Origin of the sequence: Streptomyces sp. Sge12 (assembly GCF_002080455.1) — a bacterium.
In the GTDB taxonomy this organism is placed as follows: Bacteria; Actinomycetota; Actinomycetes; order Streptomycetales; family Streptomycetaceae; genus Streptomyces.
Map to the genome: position 1 here is coordinate 1,612,497 of NZ_CP020555.1, position 15,375 is coordinate 1,627,871.

15 protein-coding genes are annotated in these 15,375 nt (G+C 73.4%); 3 read left to right on the forward strand and 12 right to left on the reverse strand.

Going from position 1 to position 15,375, the window contains the following annotated elements; genetic code table 11:
• Positions 1 to 42 precede the first annotated feature (42 nt).
• Positions 43 to 528: an Lrp/AsnC family transcriptional regulator gene (locus B6R96_RS07240; protein ID WP_030390595.1), complete on the forward strand. Its 486-nt coding sequence runs from the start codon at positions 43 to 45 to the stop codon at positions 526 to 528.
• Between the two features lie 16 nt (positions 529 to 544).
• Here the strand turns inward: B6R96_RS07240 and B6R96_RS07245 are convergent, their stop codons facing one another.
• The 10 genes from B6R96_RS07245 to B6R96_RS07290 all read right to left on the reverse strand — a co-directional run bounded on the left by B6R96_RS07245 (position 545) and on the right by B6R96_RS07290 (position 10,649).
• On the reverse strand, positions 545 to 1,069 hold the full coding sequence (locus tag B6R96_RS07245) for an O-acetyl-ADP-ribose deacetylase (RefSeq protein ID WP_081522009.1): 525 nt from the start codon (positions 1,067 to 1,069) through the stop codon (positions 545 to 547).
• On the reverse strand, positions 1,066 to 2,487 hold the full coding sequence (locus tag B6R96_RS07250; RefSeq protein WP_053172785.1) for a phytoene desaturase family protein: 1,422 nt from the start codon (positions 2,485 to 2,487) through the stop codon (positions 1,066 to 1,068). Before B6R96_RS07250 ends, B6R96_RS07245 begins: the two co-directional genes overlap by 4 nt.
• 124 nt (positions 2,488 to 2,611) lie before the next feature.
• Positions 2,612 to 3,436 carry an inositol monophosphatase family protein gene (locus B6R96_RS07255; protein WP_030390592.1) on the reverse strand — a complete coding sequence of 275 codons (825 nt, stop codon included), beginning with the start codon at positions 3,434 to 3,436 and terminating at the stop codon, positions 2,612 to 2,614.
• Between the two features lie 157 nt (positions 3,437 to 3,593).
• Complete coding sequence (locus B6R96_RS07260; protein ID WP_030390591.1) at positions 3,594 to 4,595, reverse strand: TIGR03842 family LLM class F420-dependent oxidoreductase; 1,002 nt, start codon at positions 4,593 to 4,595, stop codon at positions 3,594 to 3,596.
• Positions 4,596 to 4,617: 22 nt separating this feature from the next.
• On the reverse strand, positions 4,618 to 6,018 hold the full coding sequence (gene hydA / locus B6R96_RS07265) for a dihydropyrimidinase (RefSeq protein ID WP_030390590.1): 1,401 nt from the start codon (positions 6,016 to 6,018) through the stop codon (positions 4,618 to 4,620).
• 13 nt (positions 6,019 to 6,031) lie between these two features.
• Positions 6,032 to 7,324, reverse strand: coding sequence for an aspartate aminotransferase family protein (locus B6R96_RS07270; protein WP_030390589.1), 1,293 nt, complete (start codon positions 7,322 to 7,324; stop codon positions 6,032 to 6,034).
• A complete protein-coding gene (locus tag B6R96_RS07275) occupies positions 7,321 to 8,163 on the reverse strand; it encodes a nitrilase-related carbon-nitrogen hydrolase (RefSeq protein WP_052876734.1) in 843 nt (280 codons plus the stop codon). The genes B6R96_RS07270 and B6R96_RS07275 overlap by 4 nt, the downstream gene beginning before the upstream one ends.
• Positions 8,164 to 8,338: 175 nt before the next feature.
• Positions 8,339 to 9,817, reverse strand: coding sequence for a hypothetical protein (locus B6R96_RS07280; RefSeq protein WP_081522010.1), 1,479 nt, complete (start codon positions 9,815 to 9,817; stop codon positions 8,339 to 8,341).
• Positions 9,818 to 9,916: 99 nt separating this feature from the next.
• The gene (locus tag B6R96_RS07285; RefSeq protein WP_081522011.1) at positions 9,917 to 10,297 is read right to left on the reverse strand and encodes a PPOX class F420-dependent oxidoreductase; all 381 of its coding nucleotides are present in this window, start codon (positions 10,295 to 10,297) and stop codon (positions 9,917 to 9,919) included.
• Between the two features lie 100 nt (positions 10,298 to 10,397).
• The gene (locus B6R96_RS07290; RefSeq protein ID WP_053702806.1) at positions 10,398 to 10,649 is read right to left on the reverse strand and encodes a helix-turn-helix domain-containing protein; all 252 of its coding nucleotides are present in this window, start codon (positions 10,647 to 10,649) and stop codon (positions 10,398 to 10,400) included.
• Positions 10,650 to 10,713: 64 nt separating this feature from the next.
• Here B6R96_RS07290 and map point away from each other — a divergent pair, with 64 nt between their 5' ends.
• Positions 10,714 to 11,481, forward strand: coding sequence for a type I methionyl aminopeptidase (gene map, locus B6R96_RS07295; protein WP_053702805.1), 768 nt, complete (start codon positions 10,714 to 10,716; stop codon positions 11,479 to 11,481).
• Positions 11,482 to 11,510: 29 nt separating this feature from the next.
• Here map and ggt read toward each other — a convergent pair whose 3' ends face one another.
• Positions 11,511 to 13,313: a gamma-glutamyltransferase gene (ggt, locus tag B6R96_RS07300; protein ID WP_081522012.1), complete on the reverse strand. Its 1,803-nt coding sequence runs from the start codon at positions 13,311 to 13,313 to the stop codon at positions 11,511 to 11,513.
• A 101-nt stretch (positions 13,314 to 13,414) separates the two neighbouring features.
• Between ggt and B6R96_RS07305 the strand changes: the two genes are divergently transcribed.
• Complete coding sequence (locus B6R96_RS07305) at positions 13,415 to 14,140, forward strand: hypothetical protein (RefSeq protein WP_030390582.1); 726 nt, start codon at positions 13,415 to 13,417, stop codon at positions 14,138 to 14,140.
• On the opposite strand, the gene B6R96_RS07310 is transcribed toward B6R96_RS07305, so the two are convergent.
• Positions 14,100 to 15,359, reverse strand: a complete 1,260-nt coding sequence (locus B6R96_RS07310; protein WP_081522013.1) for a cytochrome P450 — start codon at positions 15,357 to 15,359, stop codon at positions 14,100 to 14,102. The two genes, B6R96_RS07305 and B6R96_RS07310, sit on opposite strands and share 41 nt — an antisense overlap.
• Between the last annotated feature and the right edge of the window lie 16 nt (positions 15,360 to 15,375).

Consider the following 15,375-nt stretch of genomic DNA (forward strand, 5'->3'; position numbering starts at 1 on the left):
GCTCGGACATACGTTTGGGGCAGAATCTGCCAAGGAGTGGCCATGGACGCAGTCGATCTGCAGATCATCAGGGAATTGCAGGCCGACGGGCGCCTGTCCAACCAGGACCTGGCGGACCGCGTCCGGCTGTCCCCCTCCCCCTGTCTGCGCCGTGTGCGGCGGCTGGAGGAGGCGGGGCTGATCCGCGGCTACACGGCCATGGTCGACCAGGTCGCCTTCGGGCTGCCGGTCACCGTCTTCGTGCGGATCCGGCTGGAGCGCCATACGGCGGAGGCGGTGCGGCAGTTCGAGGAGCACGTCGCGGTCATCGAGCACATCCAGGACTGCTATCTGATGGCCGGCAGCAGCGACTACCTGCTGCGGGTCGTCATCGAGGACCTGGAGGCCTACGAATCCCTGGTGCGCCACCGGATCCACGCCATTCCCGGGATCGCCTCGATCGAATCGAGCTTCGCGTTCGGCAGCGTCAAGCAGTCACGGACCTACCCGCGGCCCGCCCCGGGCGCATCTCGGCGGTCGCCGCGCTGACCCTGCCGCGCACGGCTCAGTGGGCGGCGGCCACGGCCCTCTCGAAGGCCGCGAGGGCGGCCGCGTCGAAGAGCACGAACCGCACTTCCTGCACCTCGGTGCTGGCGCTGCGCACGGTCTCGACCGCGATGCGCGCCCCGTCGTCCATCGGCCAGCCGTAGATGCCGGTGGAGATGGCCGGGAAGGCGACCGTGCGGGCACCCAGCTCGTCGGCGACCCGCAGCGATTCGCGGTAGCAGGAGGCGAGCAGCTCGGAGCGGTCCTCCTCGCGCGACCAGACCGGGCCCACCGTGTGGATGACGTGCTCGGCGGGGAGCCGGCCGGCCGTGGTGGCGACGGCCCGGCCCGTCGCCAGGCCCTTGCCGTAGTGCGAGCCACGCAGGTCCTCGCAGGCCGCCAGGATCTCCGGGCCGCCGCGCCGGTGGATGGCGCCGTCGACCCCGCCGCCGCCGAGCAGCGAGGAGTTGGCCGCGTTGACGATCGCGTCGGCCTTCTCGGTGGTGATGTCGCCGCGGACCAGGACGATGCGGGTGCGGGTCATCGGGAGTCCTTCCGCAGGTGGCGCCAGACCGCCTTGGCGGCGTTGTGCCCGGACATGCCGTGCACGCCCGGGCCCGGCGGTGTCGCCGAGGAGCACAGGAAGACCGCCGGGTGTGCCGTGGTGTAGGGGGTGAGGGACAGCTTGGGCCGCAGCAGGAGCTGGAGGCCCGAGGCGGCCCCGCAGGCGATGTCCCCGCCCACGTAGTTCGGGTTGCGGGCGGCGAGCTGTGGCGGGCCCGCCGTGGCGCGGGCCAGGACCAGGTCGCGGAAGCCCGGGGCGAAGCGCTCCAGTTGGGTTTCGACGGCCTCGGTGAGATCGCCGTCCCAGCCCGCGGGGACGTGTCCGTACGCCCAGAAGACGTGCTTGCCCTCGGGCGCCCGGCCGGGGTCGACGAGGCTGGGCTGCGCCGTGATGAGGAAGGGCGCGCGCGGGGCCCGGCCGCCCGCGGCGAGCTGCAGGGCGGCGTCGATGTCCCGGGCGCGCGGGCCGATCTGCACGGTGCCGGCGCGGCGCGGCTCCTCGGCCGTCCAGGGGACCGGGCCGTCGAGCGCGTAGTCCAGCTTGAAGACGGAGGCGCCGTACCGGTAGCCGTCGTAGGCGCGGCCCAGGCGGGCGATCCGGGCCAGGGCGGTCGGCGAGGTGTCGAAGACGTAGGTGCGGGCCGGCGGGAGGTCGTCGAGCCGTTTGACCTCGAAGCCGGTGTGGATGGTCCCGCCGAGGTCGCGCAGGTACGCGGCGAGGGCGTCGGAGACGGACTGCGAGCCGCCGCGCGGCATCGGCCAGCCGTTCGCGTGCGCGGCCAGTGCGAAGACGAGGCCGACGGCGCTGGTGGCGATCCCGTCGAGCGGTGCGATGACGTGCGCGACCAGGCCCGCGAAGAGCGCCCGGGCCCGTTCGTCGCGGAAGCGGCTCAGCAGCCAGGTGGAGGGCGGCAGTCCGGCGAGCCCGAAGCGGGCGAGCGTGAGCGGGTCCCGGGGCAGTGCGGTGCTCGGCAGGGACATGAAGTCCCGGGCCAGGGTGTCCCATTTGCCGAGGAACGGTCCGACCAGACGCCGGTAGGTGCCCGCGTCGCGAGGCCCGAGGGACGCCGCCGTCTCCGCGACCGAGCGGGACAGGACGGCGGCCGTGCCGTCGTCGAAGGGGTGTGCCATGGGCAGCGGGGCGTGCAGCCACTCCAGCCCGTACCGCTTCAGCGGCATCGTGGCGAAGACCGGCGAGCCGGCGCCGAGCGGGTGCACCGCCGAGCAGGGGTCGTGCCGGAAGCCGGGGAGGGTGAGCTCCTCGGTCCGGGCGCCGCCGCCGACCGTGTCGGCGGCTTCGAAAACGGCCACCGAGAAGCCGCGCCGGGCCAGTTCGACGGCGGCCGTCAGCCCGTTGGGCCCCGCCCCCACCACGACCACATCGAGAATCGACGGCACTTGCGACTCCTTCGTTTCCGGCGGCGCCTGCACCCCCAGGATATTCCGCCGTACGCGGCCGGTCCGACACCCCTGAATCGCTCCGGGGCCCGCCCGGAACGGGCCGGAGCGGGCCAGGACCTGCTCAGGCGCCCTTCAGCAGCTCCCTGATACGGATCGCGGTGGCCTCGTCGCGGCCGACGGCGAACGGCAGCGCGTTGTCCCGGTCCACCCGGAAGGGGACCCCGTCGACGGTGCTCTGGGCGCCGCCGGCCTCCGCGACCAGCAGCAGGCCGGCCGCGTGGTCCCAGGCCGAGGGCCAGGTGAAGGCCAGGCCGTCCATCTCGCCGCGCGCCACCTTCAGGTACTCCAGGCCCGCGGAGCCGCACGGCCGGGCCGCGACCCCGGGCACGTCCAGCCGGGCGAGCGTGCGCTTGTTCTCGTCACTGGTGTAGAGCGGGTGGGCGATGGCGACCCGCAGCGCGGCGTCCGGATCCGGCGAACCGCTCCGGATCTGCTGGCCGTTGACGTACGCGCCCTGCCCGCGCACGGCGGTGGCCAGCTCTTCCAGGGCCGGGGCGAAGGTCCAGGAGGCGAGGATCTCCCCGCGCTGGGCGAGGGCGACCAGGGTGCAGAAGGCGGGGTCGCCGTTCACGAACTGGCGGGTGCCGTCGACGGGGTCCACGATCCACACGGGGGCGTCGGCGCGCAGCGCCGCGTACACGCCCGGGTCGGCGTGCACGGCCTCCTCGCCGACCACGGCGGAGCCGGGCAGGAGCCGGGTCAGGGCGGCCGTCAGGTGCTCCTCGGCCTTGCGGTCGGCCACGGTCACCAGGTCGTGGGGGCCGCTCTTCTCGTCGACCTCGTGCTCGGCGAGCTGCCTGAATCTCGGCATGATCTCGATCGCCGCCGCCTTGCGGACGGCCTCTTCCACATCGGACAGGCCATGGGCCAGGAACTCATCGATCATGCCCCCAGCAAAGCACGCCCGGCCGACAAACCCCACCGCCAATCCCGGACGGGAGGCTGGACACCGGGTGTCCACCGGGTGAACCGCCCCGGGAGACCGCGGGGCGGAACGGGGCCGCCGGCGGGGGCGCAGGGCCTCCCGCCGGCGGTCCGGGGCGTCAGTCGCCCAGCACCGGGATGATGTGCCGGCCGTACGCGTCGATCGTGGCCTCCCGCGCGTCGTGCATGTCGTAGACGGCGAACTGGTCGACGCCGAGGTCGCGCAGGGTTCGCAGCTTCTCGATGTGTGCTTCTGCCGGGCCCAGCAGGCAGAAGCGGTCGACGATCTCGTCGGGGACGAAGTCGGTGGACGGGTTCCCGGCCCGCCCGTGGTGGCTGTAGTCGTAGCCCTGGCGGGCCTTGATGTACTCGGTGAGTTCGTCGGGGACCATCGAGGAGTGCTCGCCGTAGCGCGTGACCAGGTCGGCGACGTGGTTGCCGACCATCCCGCCGAACCAGCGGCACTGGTCGCGGGCGTGGGCGAGGTCATCGCCCACGTACGCGGGCGCCGCCACGCAGATGGTGATCTCCGCGGGGTCGCGGCCGGCCGCCACGGCCGCATCGCGGACCGACTTGACCATCCATTCGGTGAGGTAGGGGTCGGCGAGCTGAAGGATGAACCCGTCGGCCTTCTCCCCCGCCAGGGCCAGTGCCTTGGGTCCGTACGCCGCCATCCAGACGGGCAGCTTCCCGTCGCGGACCCAGGGCAGCCGGATCGGGTTGCCGTCGACCAGGGCCTCGCGGCCCTCGGCCAGGTCGCGGATGACGTCGATGGCCTCGCCGAGCCGGGCCAGGGTGTTGGGTTTGCGCCCGGCGACCCGCATCGCCGAGTCGCCGCGCCCGATCCCGCAGACGGTGCGGTTGCCGTACATGTCGTTGAGGGTGGCGAAGGTGGAGGCGGTCACTTCCCAGGTGCGGGTGCCGGGGTTGGTGACCATGGGTCCGATGTGCAGCTTGCGGGTGTGCTCCAGGATCTGGCTGTAGATGACGAACGGCTCCTGCCACAGCACGGCGGAGTCGAAGGTCCAGCCGTAGCGGAAGCCGTTGCGCTCGGCACGCTTCATGAGGCTGATGACCTGGGCGGCGGGCGGGTCGGTCTGCAGGACGAGGCCGAAGTCCATACGGGCGGCTCCTTGACGCTCTTTACAGGTACTGGCAGGTGGAGCGGTGGACGAAGGCGCCGTGGCCGGCCCGGCCGGTGAATTCGCGCTGGTCGATGACGATTTCACCGCGCGAGAGCACGGTGTCGACGCGTCCGGTGATCCGCTTGCCCTCGTACGCCGAGTAGTCCACGTTCATGTGGTGCGTCTCGGCGGAGATGACCTGCTCGGCGTGCGGATCGTAGAGGACGATGTCGGCGTCGGAGCCCGGCGCGATGGTGCCCTTCTGCGGGTAGAGGCCGAACATCCGGGCCGGGGTCGCGCACGCGATCTCGATCCAGCGTCGGCGGCTGATGTGCCCGTCCAGGACGGCCTGGTGGAGGAGGTCCATACGGTTCTCCACCCCCGGCAGCCCGTTGGGGATCTTGGAGAAGTCTCCGCGGCCCAGCTCCTTCTGGCCCCGGAAGCAGAAGGGGCAGTGGTCGGTGGAGACCACCTGGAGGTCATTGGTCCGCAGGCCCCGCCACAGCGCCGCCTGGTGCTCGCGGGGGCGCAGCGGGGTGGAGCAGACGTACTTGGCGCCCTGGAAGTCGGGCTCCTCCAGGTTGTCGGTGGACAGGAACAGGTACTGCGGGCAGGTCTCGCCGAAGACCGGCAGGCCCTTGTCGCGGGCGGCGGCCAGTTCGGCGACCGCTTCCTCCGCCGAGACGTGGACGACGTAGAGCGGGGCGCCCGCGACCCGCGCGAGCTGGATGGCGCGGTGAGTGGCCTCGGCCTCCAGCAGCACCTTGCGGACCTCGCCGTGGTGGCGGGGATCGGTCTCCCCGCGGGCGAGGGCCTGTTCGACGAGGACGTCGATCGCGATGCCGTTCTCGGCGTGCATCATGATCAGCCCGCCGTTGGCGGCGCCGCGCTGCATGGCGCGCAGGATCTGCCCGTCGTCGCTGTAGAAGACCCCGGGGTAGGCCATGAACAGCTTGAAGGAGGTGACCCCCTCACCGACGAGGTGGTCCATCTCCTTGAGGGTTCTCTCGTTGACGTCCGAGAGGATCATGTGGAAGGCGTAGTCGACGGCGCAGTTGCCGTCGGCCTTGGCGTACCAGGTGTCGAGCCCCTCGCGCAGGGAGTGGCCCACGCTCTGCACGGCGAAGTCGACGATGGTGGTGGTTCCGCCCCAGGCGGCGGCCCGGGTGCCGGTCTCGAAGGTGTCGGAGGCGGAGGTGCCGCCGAAGGGGAGTTCCATGTGGGTGTGCGCGTCGACCCCGCCCGGGATGACGTACTTCCCGGTGGCGTCGATCGTGCGGTCGGCCGTCCAGGCCTCGGCGGCCGCCGAGGAGTGTGCGGCCAGCGCCGCCACGCGGCCGTCCTCGATCAGGATGTCCGCGTGCACTTCGTCGGCGGCGGTGATGACGAGGCCGCCGCGGATCAGGGTACGGATGCTCATGTGATCCCCCTACTCAAATGCTGCGCAAGGCCTGTTCGAGGATCTCGGCGCCCTCTTCCGCCTCGGCGACGGTGAGGGAGAGCGGTGGCGCGATGCGCAGCACGCTGGTGTTGTGGCCGCCGCCCTTGCCGAGCAGCAGGCCGCCTTCGCGGGCCGCCTCCAGGACGGCTGCGGCCGCGTCCGGGTCGGCCTCGTCGGTGCCCGGCCTGGTGAGTTCCAGTCCGGCCATCAGGCCCCGGCCGCGGACCTCCCGTACGGCGGGCACGGTGGCGGCGATCCCGCGCAGCCGCTCCAGGAGCAGGCCGCCGACGCGCCGGGCGTTGCCCTGGAGGTCGTGCTCCAGCAGGTAGGCGAGGTTGGCGACGCCGGCCGCCATCGTGACCGGGGAGCCGCCGAAGGTGGAGATGGAGTTGGAGTCCAGGCAGTTCATCACCTCGGCGCGGGCCACGACCCCGCCGATGGACATCCCGTTGCCGATGCCCTTGGCGAAGGTGAGGATGTCCGGCGGGCCGTTCTGGGCGTGTGCCTGCCAGCCCCAGAAGTGGTCGCCGGTGCGGCCCCAGCCGGTCTGCACCTCGTCGCTGATCCACAGGATGCCGTGGCGGTCGAGGACCTCGCGGAAGGCTCCGTAGAGGCCGTCGGGCGGGGAGGTGAAGCCGCCGACGCCCTGAATGGGTTCGGCAATGAGGGCGGCCACTCCCCCGCGGGCCTGACCGAGCACGTCCTCCAGGTCCGCGACGGCGGCGGCGGTGAAGGCGGCGTCGTCCAGGTGGGCGAGCGGGCCGCGGGTGCGGACGGCGCCCTGGACGTAGTACGTCTGCAGCGGGGAGAGGCTGGTCGGGGACCAGCCGCGGTTGCCGGTGATCGAGACGGTGGAGAAGGACCGGCCGTGGTAGCTGTTGCGCATCGCCAGGATCTGGTTGGAGCGGCGGTACGTGGTCGCGAGCAGCAGGGCGGTGTCGTTGGCCTCGGTGCCGGAGGTGGTGAAGAAGACCCGGGCGTCGGGGATGCCGGAGAGCGCGGCGACCCGTTCGGCCAGCTCGATCATCGGCCGGTTGAGGTAGAGGGTGGAGGAGTGGATGATCCGCCCGGCCTGCTCGGACACGGCCTTGGTGACCTCGGGCAGGGCGTGGGCGGTCATCGTGGTGAGGATGCCGCCGAAAAAGTCGAGGTAGCGGTTGCCGTCCGCGTCCCAGACGTGGCGGCCCTCCCCGTGGGTGAGCTCGATGGGGTGCTTGTAGTAGAGCGCGAGCCAGTCGGGCAGGACGGTGCGGTGGCGGCTGTGGAGCGGGGTCGGGTTGGTCACGGCTGTACGAGTCCTCCGTAGGCGTCGGGTCGGCGGTCGCGGTAGAAGGCCCACTGGTCGCGGACCTCCTTGATCAGGTCGAAGTCGAGGTCGCGGACGACGAGTTCCTCGTCCTTGTCGCTGGCGACCTCCCCGACGAACTGACCGCGCGGGTCGACGAAGTAGCTGGTGCCGTAGAAGTCGTTGTCGCCGTACTCCTCCTGGCCGACGCGGTTGATGGCGGCGATGAAGTACTCGTTGGCGACGGCGGAGGCGGGCTGTTCCAGCTGCCACAGGTAGGCGGACAGGCCTCGGGAGGTGGCGGACGGGTTGTAGACCAGCTGGGCTCCGGCGAGTCCCAGTTGGCGCCAGCCCTCGGGGAAGTGGCGGTCGTAGCAGATGTAGACGCCGATCCGGCCGACGGCGGTGTCGAAGACGGGCCAGCCGAGGTTGCCCGGACGGAAGTAGTACTTCTCCCAGAAGCCTTTGACCTGCGGGATGTGGTGCTTGCGGTACTTGCCGAGATAGCTGCCGTCGGCGTCGATGACGGCGGCGGTGTTGTAGTAGAAGCCCTCGCTCTCCAGCTCGAAGACCGGTACGACAATCACCATGCCGGTCTCGCGGGCGAGGTCCTGCATCCGGCGGACGGTCGGGCCGTCGGGGACGGCCTCGGCCCAGCGGTAGTGCTCGGGCTCCTGGACCTGACAGAAATAGGGGGAGTTGAAGACTTCCTGGAAGCCGATGATCTGCGCGCCCTCGGCGGCCGCCCGGCGGGCGTACTCCTCGTGCTTGGCGATCATCGATTCGGTGTCTCCGGTCCAGGTGGCCTGGACCAGCGCGGCGCGGACGACTTGGGCCATGAGCTGCTCCTCGCGACGGGAACGCCGGTTCTACGCACGTAGACGGTGTGCGTAGGGAGTCGAACGTAGGCCTCGTCACAGCCTGGGGCAAGAGCGCCGTGCGCGGTTGGAGTAGTCGATCACGTTACGTCGCCACGCGGTCGAATGCGATCACCAGACGGGCGGGTTAGCACTCCTACGCACTCGCGATGCCCGCCACGCGCAGCGCGTGCACCAGATCCCGGTAGTGGGCACCGGGCAGCGTCCGGGCCACCTGGAGCAGGCGCGGGGCGAGCCATTGCGGGTCGCGCCGGGCCAGCCCCGCCGCCTCCTCGGCGGTCCGCACCCGTACGAAGGCGCCGAGCAGGGCGTCGGCCTCGCGGATCCGGCCGGCCCCGCCGAGGGCGAGGGCCGCGTCGGCGACCTCCGCCGCGGGGCGGGCGACGCCCTGGCGCAGCAGGGCGTCGCAGTCGGCCTCCCGGCCGGCGGCGCCGAGGGCGGCGGCGGCCGCCGCGAGCCGCTCGGGCGGGAGCGAGGCCGCCTCCCACAGCAGGGTGGCCCAGTCGGCGGCGAGGCCGGCCCGGGTCAGCTCGGCGGCGAGCCCCGGCAGGTGGTCGGCGGGGCGGGCCGCGGCCTCGCACAGCAGGGCGTGCGCCTCGCCGCTGCGGCCCTGCGCGCGCAGCGCGAGGAGGGCCGCGGCGACGGCCCCGGGGTCGCCGGCGGCGGGCGGCCCGGCCCGGTGCGCCGGATCCTGCGGGGTCGGGCCCTGCGCGGCGGGGTCCTGCGCGGGGTCCTGCGGGGGCTGCCCGAGCGGGTGTTGCGCGGCCGGGCCGCCGCCGTGGGCCCCGGGTCCGGGATCCGGGCTGCCGAAGCGGGCCCCGCGCGGCGCGGGGAGCGCGGCGCCGGGACCGGTGTCCGTCGAGCCGTCCCCGCCGGGGTGTCCCGGCGGCGGGGTGAAGGCCGGGGCGTCGGGGGCCGCCGAGCCCGCGTACCGGGCGCCTCCGGCGCGCCGCGCGCCGCGCAGCCAGCGTCCCTCGGCGCGGCCGACCGGCGGGTCGACCCGCGCGGGGGGCTCCTCGGTCGGCGCCGCGGCCGGCGCCGCGGCCGGGGGTTCGGCGGGCGGTTCGGTGCGCGGTTCGGCGGGCGGTTCGGTGCGCGCCACCCGCTGCCGGGGCACCCCGGGCTGCCACTGCGCCCCCTCCGGCCGGGGCCACTGCCCGTCGGGGCCGGCCCGCAGGGCCCGCAGGCGGACCGCCAGGTCCTCGTGGCGGGCCGCGGCGCGGGCCACGTCGTCCTGGGCCCAGGCGAGTTCCCGGGTGAGGGCGTCCGTCTCCGCCCGGTCGGTGACCCCGGCGAGCCGTACCGTCAGGCTCCGCAGGGCCGTCTGCGACTCGGCCCGCTGTTCGACCGCCGCCGCGAGCAGGGTCCGCAGCTCCTCCTCGCCGCCCGGCAGCCGGTCCCAGGCGGTGACGGCCGCCGCCCGCAGCTGGGCCGCGTACCCGGTCTCCCGCGCCGCGAACTCCGCGCCCCGCGCCCCGGCCAGGTCCCGCAGCAGCGATTCCACCAGGTCCCACGGGGGCATCGCCGCCCCGTCGAGACAGGCCCGCACACCGTCCGGATCCCGGCGCAGGAACTCCCCGTACCAGCCTGCCCCGGGATCCAGCCTCTGCGTCAATCCCCGCAAGTATCCGGAGAGTTGACTGATCGCCAGTGAAGTCGCGGTCTCCATGGGCGCATTGGATCCCACCCGTGTTACGGGCGGGCTACGGGAGTCTCAAAGCTTGACGGCGATCGCGGTGTGGGGACGCTTGCCCCGGCGCGCCAGGGTGGCCGGCACGTCCACCAACCAGTACTGCCACGTGTACTTGCGCGACATCAGCTTCCGCACCCGGCGCAGCCCCGCCTCGTCGAGCAGCCGGGCCTGGCCCTCGTACACCGGCGCGCCCTCGCGCAGCCGACCGCGCACGTCGCACGCGGCGACGGTGACCCGCCCGTTGTTGCGGATCCGCTTGACCTTCCACGTTTCGGTGCGCGTCCACACGTACAGCTCGCCCCCGTCGACCACGGCCCACACCGGGGTCGCCACGGGCGTGCCGTCCTTGCGGAAGGTGGTGAGACTGATGTACCGCGCTCTGCCGAGCTCCTCGAGATCCATACGCGCACCCTAGGCGCGCCCCGCGGGCCGTGTCAGGCCGGTGGAGCTACTGCACGGCCGACCGGCTCCCGGGCGGTGCAGGGCCTCCTCCACGTCGGGGCTAGGCCGGGACGACCGCGCAGCGTCGCAGGACGTCGTCCAGGGAGAGGCCGAGCGCTTCGGCGAGGGCGGCGACCGTGAAGAAGGCGGGCGTGGGCGCGCGGCCGGTCTCGATCTTGCGCAGGGTCTCGGCGGAGAGCCCGGCGCCGGCCGCGACCTCGACCATGCTGCGGCTGCCGCGGGCTTCGCGCAGCAGCGCGCCCAGCCGCTCGCCGCGCTCGCGCTCTTCGGGGGTGAGAGGGGTTCGGACCATGCCCTCATCCTACCCCGCACACCAATAACTATCCCGTCATTGTTATACCGGTATAGTTATTGGCATGGTGATTCTGAAGACGGACCGAGAGATCGACGAGATGCGCGCCGCGGGCCGGGTGGTCGCCCGCGCCCTGGCCGCCGTACGGGAGGCCGCCGACGTGGGGGTGTCCCCGCTGGACCTGGACCGGGTGGCGCGCGAGGTGCTCCGCGAGGCCGGCGCCACCTCGCCCTTCCTGGGCTACCGGCCGCGGTTCGCGCCGGTGCCCTTCCCCGCCGCCCTGTGCCTCTCGGTGAACGACGCCATCGTGCACGGCATCCCCGGCGAGGCCCCGCTGCGGGACGGCGACCTGGTCAGCGCCGACTTCGGTGCGCTGCTCGGTGGCTGGGCCGGCGACGCGGCCGTCAGCTTCACGGTCGGCCGGGCCCGCCCCGCCGACCTTCGCCTGATCGAGACCTCCGAGGCGGCCCTCGCGGCCGGGATCGCCGCCGCCGTACCGGGGAACAGGATCGGCGACATCGCCCACGCCATCGGCACCACCTGCCGCGCCGCCGGGTACGGCGTCCCGGACGGCTTCGGCGGCCACGGCATCGGCCGCGCCATGCACGAGGACCCGGGCGTGCCCAACGAGGGCCCGCCGGGACGCGGTACGAAGCTGCGCCCCGGCATGGTCCTCGCCATCGAGCCGATGGTGATCGCGGGCGGTACGGACGACTACACCTGCGACGGGGACGGCTGGACCCTGCGCACCGTCGACGGCAGCCGGGCCGCGCACTCGGAGCACACGGTCGCGATCACCGCCGACGGCCCCCGGATCCTCACCGCCCTCTGAGTGCGGCGCCGGCGCCGGGCCTCCCGGCGCTACGGCCTCCCGTGCGGGTGGACCACCATCGCCGAGCCGCCGCCCCGCCGGCTGGTCTCGGCCGCCGCCAGCCACCGGCCGTCCGGCAGCCGCTGCACGCCGGTCGCCGCGCCGATCTCCGGGTTCTGCCGGAAGCCCTGGCCGATGGCCTCCAGCTCCGCGCGCAGCGGGCTGTTCCACAGCCCCGGCTCCAGCTCGGTGGTGGTCTGGTTGCGCTGGCTGGCCCGCGGCGCGGCGATCGCGTCGACCAGCGGCAAGCCCCGGTCCAGGTGGCCGATCAGGGTCTGCAGCACGGTGGTGATGATGGTGGCACCGCCCGGGGAGCCCACCGCGAGCACCGGGCGGCCGTCCTCCAGCACGATGGTCGGCGCCATGGACGAGCGCGGCCGCTTGCCGGGACCGGGCAGGTTCGGGTCCGGGACGCCGGGTGCGGCCGGCGCGAAGGAGAAGTCGGTGAGCTCGTTGTTGAGCAGGAAGCCGCGGCCGGGGACGGTGATCGCGCTGCCGCCGGTGGACTCGATGGTCAGGGTGTAGGAGACGACGTTGCCCCAGCGGTCGGCGGCCGTCAGGTGCGTGGTGTTCTCCCCCTCGTAGGTGGTCGGGGCGGCCCGGCCGGTGGTGGCGCAGGGCGCCGGGTTGCGCGGGTCACCGGGGGCGAGCGGGCTGGTCAGCGTACGGTCCGGTGAGATCAGGCAGGCCCGCGAGTCGGCGAACCGCTGGGAGAGCAGCTCGCGCGTCGGCACCCGCACCGCCGCCGGGTCGCCGACCCAGCGGCCCCGGTCGGCGAAGGAGATCCGCGAGGCCTCGATGAAGCGGTGCAGGTACTGCGCCTCGGACAGCTTCGACAGGTCGGTCCGCTCCAGGATGTTGAGCGCCTCGCCGACGGTGGTGCCGCCCGAGGAGGAGGGCGCCATGCTGTAGACGTCCAGGCCGCGGTAGCCCACCCGGGTCGGGTCCTGCCGCTTGGTGGCGTACGCGCGCAGGTCGCCGGTGGTCAGGTCGCCGGCGCGGACCTTGCGGGTGGCCGCCGGATCCACCGGGGGCGTGCGGACGGCCCGCACGATGTCCTCGGCGATCGGCCCCCGGTAGAGGGCGCCGGTCCCCTTGCGGCCCAGTTCGGCGTAGGTGGCGGCCAGGTCGGGGTTCTTGAAGGTGGAGCCGACCACCGGCAGGGCGCCGCCCGGCAGGAAGAGCTTCGAGGTGGCCGGGAAGTCCTTGAAGCGGTCCTGGTTGAGCTCGGTCTGGGCACGGAAGGTGCTGTCCACCGTGAAGCCGTCCCGGGCCAGTTTCTCGGCGGGCTTCAGCAGTCTGTCGAGCGGGCGGGTGCCCCAGGCGTCGAGGGCGCTCTTCCAGGTGGCGGGGGTGCCGGGGACGCCCACGCCCAGTCCGCTGGTCTGGCCCTCCGCGAAGGGGATGGGGAGGCCGTTCTCCTGGAACAGGGTCTCGGTGGCGGTGGCCGGGGCGGTCTCGCGACCGTCGATGGTGTGCACGCGGCGGGTGCGCGCGTCGTAGTAGACGAAGTAGCCGCCTCCGCCGATGCCCGCCGAATAGGGCTCGGTCACCCCCAGCGCGGCGGCGGTGGCGACCGCCGCGTCCACGGCGTTGCCGCCGTTGCGCAGGACGGCGATGCCCGCGGCCGAGGCGTCGGCGTCGACGCTGGCCACGGCCCCGCCGTACCCGACGGCGACCGGCACCTTGGCCGGTGGGGCGGTCGTGGGGGTGGGCGGGGCCGCGGCCCCGGTGGAGACGAGCGCTCCGGCGAGGGCGACGAGCGCTAACTGACGTGCGGCGGGACCACGCATCCGGTTCCTCCAGTCGACGGCCGGTCAGGCCTGGTTCGCGCAGCGTAACTTCACCGCACCCCCCACGTCAGGAAGGCGGCCCGGCCGCTACCATCCGCCGCATGAACGACGACGTGCGCAACATCGTGCTCGGGGTGATAGCCACTGCCGTCAGCGGCGGCTTCGGCTGGTTCGCCCGGACCTATCTGTGGCGCCGTGCGCTGCGCCGCAAGCAGGTGTTCTTCGGGCTGCCGCCCGGCTCGGACTGCCTGTTCGTGGTCAACCGGCAGATGGGCGGCAAGGAGTCGTCGGTGCACCGCAACGACGCCTTCGCCCTGCTGGAGATCTCCGCGCTGATCAAGGACTGCGGGGCGAACGTGCAGATCGTCACGCACGACGAGGCGCGGCAGGGCTTCGGCGAGCGCGCCGAGTTCTGCGTCGGCGGCCCGACGTCCAACACCCGTACGGTGGCGCACCTGGCCTCGATGCTGCCGGGGGTGCAGGTGAACGTCGACTCCCACGAGCACGAGGACCGGGGCGCGATCCAGGTGGGCGGCGAGGTGTACCGGTGGGCCAAGGAGCGGGTGGAGTACGTGCTGCTGGCCAGGCTGACGGGTACGCAGGGCGGCCGTCCCGTCTTCCTGCTGTCGGGGCAGACGGCGGTCAGCAACCAGGCCGCCGCCCGCTACCTGGCCCGCAACCACGAGCGGTTGGCCCGCAAGTACGGGAAGGACGCCTTCTGCCTGGTGCTGAAGGTGGTCAACTCCCATGCCTACGGACCCGATGTGACCGAGCTGGCGGCCGATGTCACCCGGGCCGCCCTGACACCCGTACCGGCAGCCGCGTGATCCCGTTGATGAAGTTCGACACCAGCCGGCGCGGCGGGCCCGCCAGTTCCGGGGCGGGCATGGCCGTACACCACTCCTCGTAGAGGGTGCGCAGCTGGAGCCGGGCGAAATGGGCGCCGAGGCAGACGTGCGGGCCGTCCCCGAAGGAGACGTGCGGGTTGGGGGTGCGGGCCAGGTCCAGTCGGCCGGGGTCGGTGAAGACGCGCTCGTCGTGGTTGGCGGAGGCGTGGAAGACCACCACCTTGTCGCCGGCGCGGATCGGCTGCCCGGCCAGTTCGGTGTCGACGCGGGCCGTGCGGCGGAAGCTGAGCACCGGTGGGTGGACGCGCAGCAGTTCCTCGACGGCCCGGTCCGGCGGGACGGCCCCGGCCGCGAGCCGGCGGTAGGCGTCCGGGTGCTGCGCGAGGGCGAGCAGGCCGCCGGGGGCGGCGCTGCGCACGGTGTCGTTTCCGGCGACGGTGAGCAGGAAGAAGAACATCTCCAGTTCGGCCGGCTCCAGGCCGGCTTCGGCGAGCGCGGTCATCACGTCGTCGCCGGGGTGTGCGCGCTTGTGGGCGGCCAGTTCCCGGGCGTACGCGAACATTTCGCCGAGCAGGGCCGGGGAGCGCGGGTTGAGCGGAGTGCCGTCCGGGCCGAGCAGCGGAGCCGGGGCGTCCTCGGGGTCCTGGTAGCCGATGATCCGTACGGTCCACTCCAGCAGCAGGGCCCGGTCGGCGGCCGGGACGCCCAGCAGGTCGGTGAGGTTGAGCAGCGCGTATTCGTCGGTGACGGTGCGCACGAGGTCGGCGGCGCCGTCCTCGGCGCTGTCCCGGGCGCCGGCGAGCAGGGCGCGGGCGCGTTCCCGCACCCGCGCGGCGAAGGCGTCGACGCGGGCGGGGGTGAAGGCCCGCGCCACGAGCCTGCGCAGCATGCCGTGCTCCGGCGGGTCCTGGTTGAGCATGGTGCGGCGCAGAAAGGGCAGGTCGGCCGGGTCGGGGTCGCGGATCTGGGTGGCGCCCAGCCAGGAGGAGTACGTCCGGTGGTCGCGCAGGACCCGTACGACGTCGGCGTGCCGGGTGACCGCCCAGAAGCCGGGACCGGCGGGCCAGCCCTGGATCTCGGGCTCGGCCTGCCGGGCCACGGGGTACCGCTCGCGCAGCAGCCGGTACCGCTCGTGCGGGATTCCGCGGGCGTAGATGCGGGGGTCGAAGACGTCGGGGACGTCCGCGGCGTGATCCATGGGGCCACCGTGACGG